Origin of the sequence: Streptomyces griseus, from assembly GCF_900460065.1 — a bacterium.
GTDB classification, from domain to species: domain Bacteria; phylum Actinomycetota; class Actinomycetes; order Streptomycetales; family Streptomycetaceae; genus Streptomyces; species Streptomyces griseus.
Genome location: NZ_UAVD01000059.1, coordinates 1 through 16,913 on the forward strand (window position 1 = coordinate 1; position 16,913 = coordinate 16,913).

Here is a 16,913-nt window from a genome sequence, read left to right on the forward strand (position 1 = left end):
AGCGCCCACCCCGTCCTCGCCATGGGTGTGGAGGAGTCCGGCGCGTCCACGGTGGTCGGGTCCCTGCGCCGTGAGGACGGTGGGGCTCAGCGGTTCGTGACGTCGCTGGCACAGGCCTTCGTCGAAGGTCTGCCCGTCGACCTGGGTTCCCTGGTGGCCGCTTCGGGGGACACCGTCGACCTGCCGACGTATCCGTTCCAGCGCAGCCGTTTCTGGCTGGAGTCGGGTGAACTGCCGGCGTCGGCGGGTGTGCCGCGGGACGAGGTGGAGGACCGGTTCTGGGAGGCCGTCGAGCGCGAGGACCTGGAGTCGCTGGCGGATTCGCTGGATCTCGACGGCGAGGAGCTGCGGCCTCTGCTTCCCGCCCTCGCGTCCTGGCGGCGGGCCGGCCGTCAGGATTCCGTGATCGACTCCTGGCGCTACAAGACCGCCTGGCGGCCCCTCACCGACCTCGGCGACGACGACGGATCGGCTCTCTCCGGAACCTGGCTCGTCGTCTCACCGGCGGCCGAGCGGGAGGGGGCGACCACACCCGCGCTCGTCCGGGCCCTGGAGGACAGGGGAGCGGACGTCCGTCTGCTGGAGGTGTCCGCCGGGGACGCCGACCGCACCGCGCTCGCCACCCGTATCTCCGAAGCGGCCGACGGGGACGTGCCGTTCTCCGGCGTGGTCGCCCTGTGGGGTCTGGATGACGTCCCGCACCCCGACTTCCCCGCTCTGACGGGCGGTTCCCTCGGGAGCCTCGCCCTTCTGCAAGCACTGCACGACCTCGGCGCCGAGGCCCCGCTGTGGCTCCTCACTCGTGACGCCGTGGCCGTGTCGGACTCGGACGGGCTCTCCGGTGCCGCGCAGGCCCAGCTCTGGGGCTGGGGCCGTGTGGCGGCTCTGGAGCACCCGAAGCTGTGGGGCGGGCTGATGGACCTGCCGGCCGTGGTGGACGAGCGGGCGCTGAGGCTCGCTGTCGGGGCGCTGGCCGCGCCCTCGGGCGAGGACCAGATCGCCGTACGGGCCGCCGGAGTGTTCGGACGCCGTCTCGTGCGTTCCGCGCTCGTCGGCCGGGCGCCGGGCCGCACATGGACGCCGCGCGGCACCGTGCTCGTGACCGGTGGCAGCGGTGGCATCGGCGGGCACCTCGCGCGCTGGCTGGCGCGGGGCGGTGCCGAACACCTGGTGCTGGTCAGCCGGCGCGGCAAGGACGCGATCGGGGCACCCCAACTGGCCGCCGTCATCGAGGAGCTGGGCGCCCGGGTGACGTTCGCGGCGTGCGACATCGCCGACCGTGACGCCCTCGCCGCCCTCGTACGGGAGGTCGAAGCGGACGGGCCGCCCGTCACCGCCGTCGTGCACGCGGCGGCCCACATCGAACTGGGCATGCTCGCGGACACCACGCCCGGCACGCTCTCGGAGATCTGCCGCGCCAAGGTGCTCGGAGCCGAGAACCTGGACGCGATCTTCGCCGAGCGGGACCTCGACGCCTATGTGCTCTTCTCGTCGATCGCCGGCTTCTGGGGCAGTGGCGACCATGGCGCCTACGCCGCGGCCAACGCCCACCTGGACACGCTCGCCGAGCGTCGCCGGGCGCGGGGGCTGCGCGCCACGTCCGTCGCGTGGGGCATCTGGGACGCGGCGAACGACTGGGACGAGCGCAACACCGAGATGCGCGCGCTGAAGAACGAGAAGTCCAGCCGGCACGGGCTGCCGCTGCTCGACGCGGACGCCGCGTTCACCGCACTGCGACGGATCATCGACCACGACGAGACGGTGGTGGCCGTCGCGGACGTGGACTGGGACCGCTTCGTCGCGCTGTTCACCATGGCCCGGGAGTCCGCACTGCTCGCGGAGGTCCCCGAGGCCGCGCGTGCGCTGGCGGCCCCGGAGGAGGAGGCCGCGCCCGCCGTGGGCGGCGACCTCGCCCGGAGGCTCGAAGGCCTCTCCCGTCCCGAACAGGACCACCTCCTGCTGGACATGGTCCGCGCCCAGGCGGCGGCCGTGCTCGGGCACGGTCCGCAGGCGGAGTCCGTCGACGCCGGACGGGCGTTCCGGGAGATGGGGTTCGACTCGCTGACGGCGGTCGAGCTGCGCAACCGGCTCGCCGCCACGACCGGTCAGAAACTGCCCGCCACGGTGGTGTTCGACCACCCGTCGCCCGTGGAGCTCGCCGAACGGCTGCGCGTCCTGCTGCTGCCGGACGACGCCTCGGCACAGCCGCTCGCCCTCGTGCGGTTCGGCGACTTCGAGACGGCCCTGGCCGCCGCCCCGCCGGACCCCGCCACCAGGCAGCAGCTCGCCCGGAGGCTCCAGGGCCTGCTGTGGAGCTGGTCCGAGGGCGACGGGCCCGCGGCCGGAGCCCCCGCCGCGCACGCGGACGACACGGCCCCGGTGGACGTCGCCTCGGCATCCGCCGACGAACTGTTCGACCTGATCGACAGGGGACTGGGCGCCTCATGACCGAGACGCACCCCGCCCCCCAACGACCCGAACGCCTGACTGGAGAGCCCACCATGTCGAACACGTCCACGCCGGCCGACGAGCAAAAACTCCTCGACTACCTGCGGAAGGTCACCACCGACCTCCAGCAGACCCAGCAGCGGCTGCGCGAGGCCGAGTCCCGTGACCACGAGCCGATCGCCGTCGTCGCCATGGCCTGCCGCTTCCCCGGCGGCGTACGCGACCCGGAGGACCTGTGGCGGCTCGTCAGCGGGGGCGGCGACGCGATCAGCGCCTTCCCCGCCGACCGCGGCTGGGACCTCGCCGCGCTGCACGACTCCGACGCCGACCGGGAGGGCACCACCTACGTCACCCAGGGCGGCTTCCTCGACGGCGCCGACCGCTTCGACCCGGGGCTGTTCGGCATCTCGCCGCGCGAGGCGCTCGCCATGGACCCCCAGCAGCGGCTCGTCCTCGAAACGGCCTGGGAGGTGTTCGAACGCGGCGGCATCGACCCCCTGTCGCTGCGCGGCCAGAGCGTCGGCACGTTCGTCGGTGCGAACCCGCTGGACTACCGCTCCGGTCTGACCACCGTGCCCGAGGGCTTCGAAGGGCACCTGCTGACCGGCGGCGCGGCGAGCGTCGTCTCCGGCCGCATCGCCTACGCGTTCGGCCTGGAAGGGCCCGCCGTCACCCTCGACACCGCCTGCTCGTCCTCGCTGGTCGCCCTTCACCTGGCCGTGCAGGCGCTGCGCCGGGGCGAGTGCGAACTCGCCGTGGCCGGTGGCGTCGCGGTGATGTCGACGCCCGCCGAGTTCGTGGGCTTCAGCCGGCAGCGCGGGCTGTCCGCCGACGGCCGCTGCCGGGCGTTCTCCGAGGACGCCGACGGCATGGGCCTCGGCGAGGGCGTCGGGCTCCTGCTGGTGGAGCGGCTCGCCGACGCCCGGCGCAACGGCCACGAGGTGCTGGCCGTCGTGCGCGGCTCCGCCATCAACCAGGACGGCGCCTCCAACGGGCTCACCGCACCCAGCAGCCCCGCCCAGGCACGCGTCATCGAAGCGGCGCTGGAGGACGCCCGGCTGGCCCCCGACCAGATAGACGCCGTCGAGGCGCACGGCACCGGCACCAAGCTCGGCGACCCGATCGAGGCACAGGCGCTGCTCGCCACCTACGGCCGCAACCGCCCCCGGGAACGGCCCCTGTGGATCGGCTCGCTCAAGTCGAACGTCGGCCACGCCCAGGCCGCCGCGGGAGTGGGCGGCGTCATCAAGACCATCCAGGCGATACGGCACGGTGTGCTGCCGCGCACCCTCCACACCGCGCGGCTGACCTCCGAGGTCGACTGGTCCGACGGTTCCGTCGCCCCGCTGACCGAGAACCTGCCCTGGCCCGACCGGGACCGGCCGCGCCGCGCCGGTGTCTCCGCGTTCGGCATGAGCGGCACCAACGCCCACGTGATCCTCGAACAGCCGGACCCGGCGGAAAGCACCGCGCCCGCTGCCGCCCCCGCCGGCGGGACGGGCGACGAGCAGGCCGCCACCGGGGAGACGGCGTCCGCCCGCGGCAGGGCCCTCGCCTGGGCGGTGTCCGGCGCCACCGAGGCGGCCCTGCGCGACCAGGCCGCCCGGCTGCACACGTTCCTCGGCGACCGCCCCGCCACCGACCCCGCCGCCGTGGCCCGGTCCCTCGCCACCGGCCGGGCCGCCCTGGACCACCGGGCCGTCGTCGTCGGCGGCAGCCCGGACGCCCTCCTCGAAGGGCTCGCCGCCCTCACCACGACGACGGGAGGCAACGTCACCGCCACCGGTGCGGCCGTCGCCACCGGCTCCGTACGCGAGGGCGCCGCCCGCCCCGTCTTCGTCTTCCCCGGGCAGGGCGCCCAGTGGTCCGGCATGGCGCTGGCCCTCGCCGACGCCGAACCCGCCTTCGCCGCCTCCCTGCGCGCCTGCGCGACGGCGCTGCGACCCCACGTCGACTGGGACCTGCTCACCGAACTCGGCGGCCCCCTCGACCGGGTGGACATCGTGCAGCCCGCCTCCTGGGCCGTCATGGTCTCGCTCGCCGAGCTGTGGCGGGCACACGGGGTGGAGCCCGCCGCCGTCGTCGGCCACTCGCAGGGCGAGATAGCCGCCGCCGTCGTCGCCGGCGCGCTGTCCCTGGAGGACGGCGCCCTCGTCGTCGCCCGGCGCAGCCGCGTCATCGGCCGCAGCCTGGCCGGCCTCGGCGGCATGGCCTCCCTGGCGCTCGGACGCGAGGACGCCGAGGAACGGCTGCGGCCCTGGGCCGACCGGCTGGGGGTCGCGGCCGTCAACGGCAGCCGCGCCACCGTCGTCTCCGGAGACCCCGACGCGATCGCCGAACTCGTCGCCGGCTGCGAGGCCGACGGCGTCCGCGCCCGCGTCGTCCCCGTCGACTACGCCTCCCACTCCCCGCAGGTCGAGGCCGTCCGGGACGAACTCCTGGCCGAACTCGCCGGGATCACCCCCCGCTCCTCCCGGGTGCCGTTCCACTCCACCGTCGACGCCCGCGCCCTCGACACCACCGCCCTCGACGCCGCCTACTGGGTCCGCAACCTGCGCGGGACCGTGGAGTTCGCCCAGGTCACCCGGCAGCTCGTGGACGCCGGCCACACCCTCTTCGTGGAGGCCGCCGCCCATCCGGTGCTCTCCCTCGCCATCGAGGAGACCGCCGGCCCCGATGTCGTCACCGTCTCCTCCCTGCGCCGCGACGACGGCGGTCACGACCGGTTCCTGACCTCCCTCGGTGAGGCGTTCACCCACGGCGCCACCGTCGACTGGACCCCCGCACACCCCGGCACCGGCACCACGCCCCTGCCCACGTACGCCTTCCAGCACAAGCGCTACTGGCTGGAGCCGCAGCCCGTCGCGCACTCCGCGGCACCGCCCGCGGACCGTGCGGAGGCCCGCTTCTGGGAGGCCGTCGAGCGGGGCGACCTGTCCGCCGTCACCGAGACCCTCCGCCTCGCCGACGGGGCCGGGCTGCCCGAACTGCTGCCCGCCCTGGGCGCCTGGCGGCGTAACCGGCACGAGCAGGCCACCGTCGACGCCTGGCGCTACAAGACCGCCTGGCGTCCGCTCGCCCCGGCCTCCACCGCCCCGGCACTGGCCGGGACCTGGCTCCTCGTCGTCCCCGAGGACCACGTGGCCGTACCGTTCGTCGACGCGACGCTGCGGGGGCTGGAGGCCGCCGGCGCCGACGCGCACCTCCTGCCGGTCGCCGCCGCCGACGCCGACCGGGGCAAGCTCGCCGCCCGCCTCCACGAGGCCGTCGGCGACGGCCGGGACCTCACCGGCGTGCTCAGCCTGTGGTCCCTCGACGGCTCCCCGCTGCCCGGCAGCCCGACGCTCAGCACCGCCACACTCGGCACCCTCGCCCTGCTCCAGGCGCTCGCCGACACCGACCTCACCGCACCCCTGTGGTGCGTCACCCGGGGCGGCGTCGCCACCGACGACATCACCCCCGCCGAGCCCGTACCGGCCGAACTGTGGGGCATGGGCCGGGTCGCCGCACTGGAGAACGCCCGCCTCTGGGGCGGCCTCGTCGACCTCGCCCCCGACACCGACGACGCGACCGCCGTCACCGAGATCACCGCCGCGCTGCGCCGCACCGACGCCGAGGACCAGATCGCCGTCCGCGGCGGGCGCCCCCTCGGCCGGCGGATGGTCCGCGACCTCGCCGCCGACCGCACCCCCGCCCGCGACTACCGGCCGCGCGGCACCGTCCTCATCACCGGCGGCACCGGCGCCCTCGGCAAACTCCTCGCCCGCTGGCTCGCCCGCAACGGCGCCGAACACCTGGTCCTCACCAGCCGCCGGGGCCCCGACGCACCCGGCGCCGACGCCCTCGAAGCGGAACTCACCGGCCTCGGCGTCCGCGTCACCATCGCCGGCTGCGACATCGCCGACCACGACGAACTGGCCGCACTCGTCACCCGGGTCGAGGCCGACGGCCCGCCCGTCACCGCGGTCGTCCACACCGCCGCGCACATCGACCTCGGCCCGCTCCTGGAGACCACCGTCGAGGAGTTCGAGAGCGCCTACCACGCGAAGATCCGCGGAGCCAGGAACCTCGACCGCGTCTTCGAGGGCCACGACCTCGACGCCTTCGTGCTCTACTCCTCCATCGCCGCCTTCTGGGGCAGTGGACTGCACGGCTCCTACGCCGCGGCCAACGCCCACCTGGACGCCCTGGCACAACAGCGCCGCGCACGCGGGCAGACCGCCGCCTCACTGGCCTGGGGCGTGTGGCGGCCCGTGGACATCCAGGAGAGTTACGCCGCCGAGCGCATGGCCATCAGCGAACGCGCCCAGGCGCAGGGGCTGCCGTTCCTGGAACCCGACCTCGGCATCGAGGCGTTCCGCCAGGCGGTCGACCACGACGACGTCAACGTCGCCCTCGCCAACATCGAATGGGACCGCTTCGTCTCCCTCTTCACCATGGCGCGCCCCACCCGCCTCCTCGACGACCTGCCCGAGGCCCGCGCGGCCCTGGAGCGGATCGCGGAGAGCGAGAAGCGCACCACGGACGACGCAGAGGAGTCCCACACCCTGCGGGAGAAGCTCTCCGCGCTCACCGCGGAGGAGGCCGACCGCCACCTGCTCGACCTGGTGCGCGAGCACGCCGCTGCGGCGCTGGGCCACGACGGGCCCGGCGAGGTGCTGCCCGCCCGCGCCTTCCGGGACCTCGGCTTCGAGTCGCTCACCGCCGTCGAACTGCGCAACCGCCTCAGCCGCGCGACCGGCCTGCGGCTCCCCGCCGGGCTCGTCTTCGACCACCCCACCCCGGCCGCGGTCGCCGTGCTGCTGCGCGCCGAGCTCCTCGACGACGGACCCGCCACCACCGAAGCCCTGCACGCCCAGCTCGACCGCCTGGAAACCGTCCTGGCCCGACTCGACACCGACCCGGCCGACCGCGCGCCCGTCACCGCACGCCTGCGCGCCCTCCTCGACCGCTGGACCGCCGACGAGGGAGCACAGGACGACGGGCCCGCCTCCGTCGCCGAGCACCTCGAATCGGCCAGCGACGAGGAGATGTTCGAGTTCATCCGCCGGGAGTTCGGCCGCTCCTGAGCGGCCCCCCGACCCGCCGGGCGGGAGGCTCCCCCTCCGCCCCCGCCCGGCGCCCAGACCTGCCGACCGCTACACCGTGAACGACGCGTGGGAGACACCAGTGGCCAACAGCGAGAAGACGCTCCGTGACTACCTCAAGTGGGTGACCGCGGACCTGCACGAGACGCGTCAGCGCCTGCGGGACGCCGAGGACGCCGCCCACGAGCCCATCGCGATCGTGGGCATGGCCTGCCGGTTCCCCGGCGGCGTCAGCTCCCCCGAGGACCTGTGGCGGATGGTCGAGGACGGCGTCGACGCCGTCTCCCACCTCCCCACCGACCGGGGCTGGGACGTCGAGGGCCTCTACGACCCCGACCCCGACGCCCCCGGCAAGACGTACGTCCGCGACGGCGGTTTCCTCTACGACGCCTCCCGCTTCGACGCCGGCCTCTTCGGGATCTCGCCGCGTGAGGCGCTGGCGATGGACCCCCAGCAGCGGCTGCTCCTGGAAACCTCCTGGGAGGTCTTCGAACGGGCCGGGCTCGACCCCACGGGCGTACGGGGCCGCCGCATCGGCACCTTCATCGGCGGCAATCGGCCCGACTACGCGGCGCACCTCGGCACGGTCCCCGACGGTGTCGAGGGACACCTGCTGACCGGCAGCAACTCCAGCGTCACCTCGGGCCGCATCGCCTACACCTTCGGCCTGGAGGGCCCCGCCGTCACCCTCGACACCGCGTGCTCCTCCTCGCTCGTCGCCCTCCACCTCGCCTGCCTCGCCCTGCGGCACGGCGACTGCGGCATGGCCCTCGCCGGCGGGTCCGCGGTGCTCTCCACGCCCGAGGGGTTCGTCGCCTTCAGCCGCCAGCGCGGCCTGTCGAAGGACGGCCGCTGCAAGGCGTTCGGCGCCGGGGCGGACGGCCTCGGGCTCGCCGAGGGCATCGGCGTGCTGCTGCTGGAGCGCCTCTCCGAAGCCCGCCGCAACGGGCACCGGGTCCTCGCGGTCATCCGCGGCTCGGCCGTCAACCAGGACGGTGCGTCCAACGGTCTGAGCGCCCCCAACGGCCCCGCGCAGCAGCGCGTCATCCGTGCGGCGCTCGGCGACGCCCGGCTCACCACGGCGGACGTCGACCTGGTCGAGGCCCACGGCACGGGCACCCCGCTGGGCGACCCCATCGAGGCGCACGCCCTCATGGCCACGTACGGCCAGGGCCGCCCCACCGGCCGGCCGCTGCACCTGACCTCCTACAAGTCCAACATCGGCCACGCGCAAGCCGCCGCCGGCGTCGCCGGTGTGATCAAGACGGTCATGGCGCTCCGCCACGGCGTGCTGCCCCGGACCCTGCACGCCGAGGAGCCGTCGCCGCACATCGACTGGACCGCGGGCGACGTCTCGCTGCTCACCGAGTCCCGCCCCTGGCCGGAGACCGGTGAACCGCGCCGCGCCGGCGTCTCCTCGTTCGGCATCAGCGGCACCAACGCCCACATCATCCTGGAGGAAGCGGAGACGGCGGGGGCCGAGGCGGAGGCAGCCGCCGACGCCGCGCCCGACCGGGACGCGACCGCCGCCACCACGACGCCCGAAGGCGCCGCCGCCGGACAGACCTCCCCGAAGCAGCCCCGGGCCGCCGCCGCGCAGACCGCCGCCCCCGCCGTCGTGCCCTGGACCGTCTCCGCCAGGACCGCGGACGGACTGCGCGCCCAGGCCGGCCGCCTGCTGGCCCATCTGCGCGAACACCCCCAGCTCGCCCCCGCCGACGTGGCCGCCGCCCTGGCCACCACCCGCGCCGCCCTCGAACAGCGGGCCGTCGTGGTGGCCGACGACCGTGCCGAACTGCTCGCCGGCCTGGAGGCCGTCGCCTCCGGCGCCGCAGCCGCCGGAACCGTCACCGGCACCGGCGCCGTCACCGACAGGGCCGTCTTCGTCTTCCCCGGACAGGGCGCCCAATGGGCCCGCATGGGACTGGAACTGGCCTCCGAATTCCCGGAGTTCGACCGGGCGCTGGGCGACTGCGCGGAGGCGCTCGCCCCGTTCGTGGACTGGGACCTGCGCGCCGAACTCGCCGGCGACCTCGCCCGCGTCGACATCGTCCAGCCCGCCTCCTGGGCGATCATGGTCTCCCTCGCCCGCCTGTGGCGGTCCTTCGGCGTCACCCCGGCCGCGGTGGTCGGCCACTCGCAGGGCGAGATAGCCGCGGCCGTCGTCGCCGGTGCGCTCTCCCTGGAGGACGGCGCCCGCGTCGTCGCCGAACGCAGCCGTGTCATCGGTCAACGGCTCGCCGGCCGGGGCGGCATGGCCTCCGTCGCCCTCCCCGCCACGACCGTCCGCGAGCAGATCGACGGCTACGGGACCCGACTGGCCGTCGCCGCGGTCAACGGCCCCTCCTCGACCGTCGTCTCCGGCGAGCCCGACGCCCTCGACGCGTACCTCGCCACGCTCACCGCACAGGACGTCCGGGTCCGCCGCGTCGCCGTCGACTACGCCTCGCACTCCTCCCACGTCGAGTCGATCCGCGACGAACTCCTCGACGTCCTCGCCCCCGTGGCCCCCCGCGCCGCCGAGGTGCCGTTCTACTCCACCGTCACCGGCGCCGTCATCGACACGACCGGGCTCGACGCCGCCTACTGGGTGCGCAACCTCCGGCAGACCGTCGAGTTCGAGACCGCGACCCGCGCCCTCGTCGCCGACGGCTACACCGGCTTCATCGAGTGCAGCGCCCACCCCGTCCTCACCCTCGGCCTGTCCCAGACCGCCGACGCGACCGCCGCCGACATCGCCGCCGTCGGCTCGCTCCGGCGCGGCGAGGGCGACGCCGCGCGGTTCGTCACCTCGCTCGCCGAGGCGTTCGTCCACGGCCTGCGCGTCGACTGGACGCCGCTCCTCGACGGCGCCGCCCCCGCCGCCGACCTGCCCACCTATGCCTTCCAGCGCACCCGCTACTGGCTGGAGAACATCGACCCCGAGACCGCCGAGGCGGTCGGCGCCGCCGACGTCGTCGAGGCCGGGTTCTGGGACGCCGTGGAACGCGAGGACCTCGAAGGGCTCGCCCACACCCTCGAACTCGACGCCGACCGGCTGAGCGACCTGCTCCCCGCCCTGTCGGCGTGGCGCACCCGCAGCCGCGAGCAGTCCGCCGTGGACGCCTGGCGCTACCACCTCAGCTGGCAGAACCTCCCCGAGCACGGCGACGCCCCACGCCTCGACGGCACCTGGCTCCTCGTCGTACCGCGGCTCCCGGACGTCCCGGAGACCGGCGACGAGACACCGGGCAACGGCGCACCGGGCCCCGAAGCCCCGCACACCGACGCGCACGCCGTCGCCCACTGGGCGGACGCCTGCGCCCGTGCCCTGGCCGAGGCCGGTGCCGAGGTCGTCCGTCTCGACGTCGACTGCTCCTCGGCCCACCACGGCCTCACCGGTCCCCTCGGCACCGCACTCGCCGACGCGCCCCCGATCGCGGGCGCCCTCTCGCTCCTCCCGCTCGACCAGCGGTCCCACCCCGACCACCCGGCCCTCGGCCGCGGCACCCTCGCGACCCTGGCCCTCCTGCGCGACCTGGGCCGGCACTCCCACGACGCACCGCTGTGGAGCGTCACCCGCGGAGCCGTCGCCACCGGCGCCGACGACCGGCTGACCCACCCCGAACAGGCCCCCGCCTGGGGTGTCGGACGCGTCGCCGCACTCGAGTACCCGGAGCGCTGGGGCGGCACCGTCGACCTCCCCGAGACCGCCGACACCCTCGCCCTGCGCCGTCTCACCGCCGCTCTCGCCCGCACCGACGGCGAGGACCAGCTGGCCGTCCGGCCGTCCGGGCTGCTGGCAGCCCGCCTCGTCCGCGCCCCGCGCCCCGACCGCCCGGCACCGGCCTGGCGGCCCGAGGGCACCACCCTCGTCACCGGCGGCACCGGTGCGCTCGGCGCCCACCTGGCCCGCCTGCTGGCCCGCGAGGGGGCGGAGCACCTCGTCCTCACCAGCCGCCGCGGCGCGGACGCCCCGGGCGCCGCCGAACTGGCCCGTGAACTCACCGAGTCGGGCGCCCGCATCACCCTCGCCGCCTGCGACGTGGCGGACCGCGACGCCCTCGCCGCCCTGCTGGACCGCCTCGCCACCGACGGAGAACGGCTCACCGCCGTCTTCCACACGGCCGGCGTCGTCGACGACACCATCATCGACACCCTCACCCCCGAGCGTGCCGAAGGCGTCGCGCGGGCCAAGGCCCTCGCCGCCCGCCACCTGCACGAACTGACCCTCGGTTCCGAACTGTCGGCATTCGTCCTCTACTCCTCCTTCGCCAGCGTCTTCCCGAGCACCGGCCAGGCCAACTACGCCGCCGCCAACGCCTACCTGGACGCACTCGCCACCCACCGCCGCGGCCTCGGCCTGCCCGCGACCTCCGTCATGTGGGGCTCGTGGGGCGGCGGCGGCCTCGCCGACGGAGAGATCGGCGAACGCCTCCGCGCACAGGGCGTCCCGCCCATGGACCCCGGCACGGCCGTCGCCGCGCTCGTCCGCGCCCTCGCCGAGGGAGACACCGTCGTCGGAGTCGTCGACATCGACTGGGCCCGCGTCGCCCCCACCGCCGTCTCCGTACGCCCGTACCCGCTGATCACCGGCGTCCCCGAGGCCCGCAGGGCCATCGCCCCCGCAGGCGGCGCCGACACCGCCGACAACGACGGCAACGCCCTGGCCGGGCGACTCGCCGGACTCGACCGGCCCGCCCGTGCCCGCGAACTGCTGCGCCTCGTCCGCGAACAGTCCGCCGCGGCCCTCGGTCACTCGGACCCCGACGCCGTACCCCCGAGCAGCCCGTTCCGCGACCTCGGCGCGGACTCCCTCATCGCCGTCAACCTGCGCAACGGCATCGCCCAGGCCACCGGCCTGCGCCTGCCCGCGACCCTCGTCTTCGACCACCCGACACCGGCGGCGCTGGCCCGCCACATCGAGGAGCAGCTGTTCGCCGACGACACCCCGAACAGTGCCGCCCCGGCACCCGCGGCACCCGTCGACGCCGACGAGCCGGTCGCGATCGTCGGCATGGCCTGCCGGCTGCCGGGCGGTGTCACCACCCCGGAGGAGCTGTGGCAGCTCCTCGCCGACGGCACCGACGCCATCGCCCCCTTCCCCGACAACCGGGGCTGGGACGTGGACTCGCTGTACGACCCGGACCCGGACGCCCCGGGTAAGTCGTACGTGCGTGAGGGCGGGTTCCTGTACGACGCGGCGGAGTTCGACGCGGGGTTCTTCGGGATCTCGCCGCGTGAGGCGCTGGCGATGGACCCGCAGCAGCGGCTGCTGCTGGAGACGTCCTGGGAAGCGATGGAGCGCGCGGGCATCGACCCCGGCACCCTGCGCGGCAGCCTCACCGGCGTCTACGTCGGCGCGGGCCACCGCGGTTACGTCACCAGCCTCGGCCAGCTTCCCGAGGGCGCCGAGGGCTACACCATGACCGGCAACGCCTCCAGCGTCATGTCCGGCCGGATCGCCTACACCTTCGGCCTCGAAGGCCCTGCGGTCACCGTCGACACCGCCTGCTCCTCCTCACTGGTGGCGCTGCACCTCGCCGCCCAGGCCCTCCGGCGCGGCGAGTGCGGTATGGCCCTCGTCGGCGGCGTGGCCGTCATGCCCGACGCCGAGGTGTTCGTCGAGTTCAGCCGGCAGCGTGGTCTGTCGCCGGACGGGCGGTGCAAGGCGTTCGCCGCTTCGGCCGACGGCACGGGCTGGGCGGAGGGTGCGGGCGTCCTGCTCGTCGAGCGTCTCTCGGACGCCGTCCGCAACGGCCATCGGGTACTGGCGGTGGTACGCGGCTCGGCGGTCAACCAGGACGGTGCGTCCAACGGGCTCACCGCCCCCAACGGGCCCTCGCAGCAGCGCGTCATCCGCCAGGCTCTCCTCGACGCCGGACTGACCACCGCCGACGTGGACGCCGTCGAAGCCCACGGCACCGGCACGAAGCTCGGCGACCCGATCGAGGCGCAGGCGTTGCTGGCCACCTATGGCCAGGACCGCACGGACGGGCACCCGCTGTATCTGGGTTCGCTGAAGTCCAACCTCGGCCACACCCAGGCGACCGCCGGCATCGCCTCCGTCATGAAGATGGTCCTCGCGATGGACCAGGGCCTCCTGCCGCGGACGTTGCATGTGGAGGAGCCGTCGCCGGAGGTGGATTGGGCGTCGGGTGCGGTGGAGTTGTTGGTGCGTGAGCGTGAGTGGCCCCGGACGGGTCGTCCGCGTCGGGCGGCGGTGTCCGGGTTCGGTATCAGCGGGACGAATGCGCATGTGGTGTTGGAGCAGGCGCCTGTTTCGTCGGGTGGGGTGGTGCCCGTTCCTGGGGTGGAGCCGTCTGAGGCTGTTGGTGCTGTTGGTGGTGTTGGTGTGGTGCCGTGGGTGGTGTCGGCGCGGTCGGAGGTGGCGTTGGCGGATCAGGTGGGTCGGTTGGCGTCGTTTGTGGGTGGGCGGCCTGGTGTGGGTGTGCTGGATGTGGGTGCGTCGTTGTTGGGGCGTGCGGGGTTGGATCATCGGGCGGTGTTCGTGGGGCGTGATCTCGATGGGTTGAGGGCGGCGTTGTCGTCCGGTGTCGAGGGTGCGGCTTCGGCTGTGGGTGTGGTGGGTGTGGGTGATGGTCGGTTGGGGTTCCTGTTTGCGGGTCAGGGGTCTCAGCGGGTTGGTATGGGTGTGGAGTTGGCTGCTGCTTTTCCGGTGTTCGGTGGGGTGTGGCGGGAGGTGTGGTCGTTGTTGGGGCTGTCGCCGGATGAGGTGGCGGTGGAGCGGACGGGGTGGGCTCAGCCTGCGTTGTTTGCTTTTGAGGTGGCGTTGTTCCGGTTGGTGGAGTCGTGGGGTGTGCGGCCGGAGGTGGTGGCTGGTCATTCGGTGGGTGAGGTTGCTGCTGCTCATGTGGCGGGTGTGTTGTCGTTGGGTGATGCGGTGCGGTTGGTGGAGGCGCGTGGGCGGTTGATGGAGGGGTTGCCGGAGGGTGGGGTGATGGTTGCGGTTGGTGCTTCGGAGGCGGAGGTTGTGGAGGTGATCGCGGCGCATCCTCGGGGGGAGTGGGTGTCGGTGGCGGCGGTGAATGGTCCGTCGTCGGTGGTGGTGTCGGGTGTGCGGGGTGTGGTGGAGGAGGTTGTCGGGGGGTTTGTGGGGCGTGGTGTTCGGGTGCGGCGGTTGGGTGTGTCGCATGCGTTTCATTCGGTGTTGATGGAGCCGATGTTGGGTGAGTTCCGGGGGGTGTTGGAGTCTTTGGAGTTTGGTGTTCCGTCGGTTGATTTTGTGTCGTCGGTGGGGGGTGGTGGTGATGTCGGTTCGGTGGAGTACTGGGTGCGGCATGCGCGTGCTGAGGTGCGGTTTGCTGATGTGGTGGGGGAGTTGGGGGGTCGTGGGCTGACGGCTTTGGTGGAGGTGGGGCCGGATGCGACGTTGACGGGGATGGCGGGTCAGGTGCTGGCTGATCCGGGTGGTCCGGTGTTGGTGGCGTTGTGTCGTAAGGGTCGTGACGAGGCTGTGTCGGTGGTCGAGGGCATCGGCAGGGTGTGGGCGTGTGGTGTTGCGGTTGACTGGGCGTTGTTGTGTGGGGGTGGCCGGCGGGTTGATCTGCCGACGTATGCCTTCCAGCGCGACCACTACTGGCTCCAGCGCAGCAGCGGCGCCTCCGATCCCGTGGGCCTCGGCCTTTCCGGCACCGGACACCCTCTCCTCGGGGCGGCGGTTCCGCTGGCCGACGGTGGGAGTGTGGTGCTGACCGGGCGGGTCGGACGCGGAGCACAGTCCTGGGTGGCCGATCACCAGGTCGGTGGTGTGGTGCTTCTGCCGGGGACGGCGTTCGTGGAGCTCGCGGTGCGGGCCGGGGACGAGGTCGGGTGCGGCCGGGTCGAGGAGCTGACGCTCCAGGCCCCCCTGATCCTCCCGGAGCGGGGCGGTGTGCGGCTCCAGGTCGTGGTCGAGGGACCTGACGCCACGGGCGGCCGACCCGTCGCCGTGCACTCGCGTCCCGACGACGGCGACACCTGGACCCTCCACGCCACCGGACTCCTGACCGAACCCGTCGGCGCCGAACCGGACGACCTGGCGGTCTGGCCGCCCGCCGACGCGGAGCCGGTCGATCTCACTTCCTTCTACGACGAGCTGGCCGATGCCGGTTCGTCGTACGGGCCGGTCTTCCGGGGTCTGCGGGCCGCCTGGCGGAGTGCCGGGGAGGTCTTCGCGGAGGTGGCTCTGCCCGACGGGGTGGACGCCGCCGGTTTTGGTGTGCACCCGGCGCTGCTGGACGCCGCCCTGCACCCCATCGGCCTCGGCGGACTCGTCGACGCCCACCAGGGCGTCACCCTGCTTCCCTTCTCCTTCGGCGGGGTCGAACTGCACGCCTCCGGCGCGTCCGTCGTCCGCGTACGTCTCACCCCGGTCGGGGGCGACTCCGTGTCGCTGCTCGTCGCGGACGCGGCGGGGGAGCCGGTGGTGTCCGTGAAGGCGCTGACGCTGCGCCCCGTCTCCGCGGAGGCCCTGCGCGCGTCGTCCGCCGGCCACGACTCGCTCTACCGCATCGACTGGGTCCCGCTCGCCGCCGCTGAGGGCCCCGCGCCGGCCGCCGTCGTCCTCGGCGCGGCATCCGAACTCGACGACGTCGCCGCCCGCGGAATACCCGAACTCCTCGTGACGTACGTGGATCCCGCCGCCGACGTGCGGCGGGCGGTCGGCGACACCCTGGTCCTGCTGCAACGACTCCTCGGCGACACCCGGTACGACACGACCCCTCTCGCTGCCGTCACCCGGGCCGGAGCCCTCGCCCACACGGCGGTGTGGGGTCTGCTCAGGACCGCGCAGACCGAGAACCCGGGGAGGTTCTTCCTGCTGGAGACCGACCAGGACCTGTACGACGTGGCCGAGGTGGCGAGCGCCGTGGCAACCGGAGAAAGTCAACTCCGCAGCGCCGAAGGCCGGTTGTTCGGCCCCCGACTGGCCCGCGCTGTCTCCGCCGACACGCTGCCCGTGCCCTCGGGCGCCCCCAACTGGCGGCTCGCGGTGCGCGGCGGCACCGGCACCCTGGAAGACCTGGTGCTGGCGCCGCTGCCCGACCCCGCGGACGAGCCCCTGCGCCCCGGCGAGGTGCGGGTCGCCGTCCGCGCCGCAGGCCTCAACTTCCGCGACATCCTCATCGCCCTCGGCATGTACCCCGGCGGCGGGGACGCGCCCGCGATCGGCAACGAGGCCGCCGGCGTCGTCGTCGAGACCGGACCCGGCGTCCCGGACCTGCTCCCCGGCGACCGCGTGTTCGGGCTCCTGCCCGACTCCATCGGACCCGTCGCCCGCACCGACCACCGGTTCCTCGCCCGGCTGCCCGAGGGCTGGTCGTACGAGACCGCCGCAGCCACCCCGGTCGCCTTCCTGACGGCGTGGATGGGGTTGGTGGAGCTTGCGGGTGTGCGGGC

3 protein-coding genes are annotated in these 16,913 nt (G+C 74.3%); all 3 read left to right on the forward strand.

Features of this window, described 5'->3' with window-relative positions:
- Positions 1-2,448, forward strand: a 2,448-nt coding sequence (locus tag DTB53_RS36510; protein WP_146777744.1) for an SDR family NAD(P)-dependent oxidoreductase, incomplete at its 5' end; no start/stop codon positions are given.
- Positions 2,449-2,501: 53 nt separating this feature from the next.
- Positions 2,502-7,517 (forward strand): type I polyketide synthase, encoded by a 5,016-nt coding sequence (locus DTB53_RS36515; protein ID WP_042497542.1) that lies wholly within the window; start codon positions 2,502-2,504, stop codon positions 7,515-7,517.
- Positions 7,518-7,593: 76 nt separating this feature from the next.
- The coding region (locus DTB53_RS36520; protein ID WP_112416022.1) for a type I polyketide synthase at positions 7,594-16,913 on the forward strand (9,320 nt) is incomplete at its 3' end.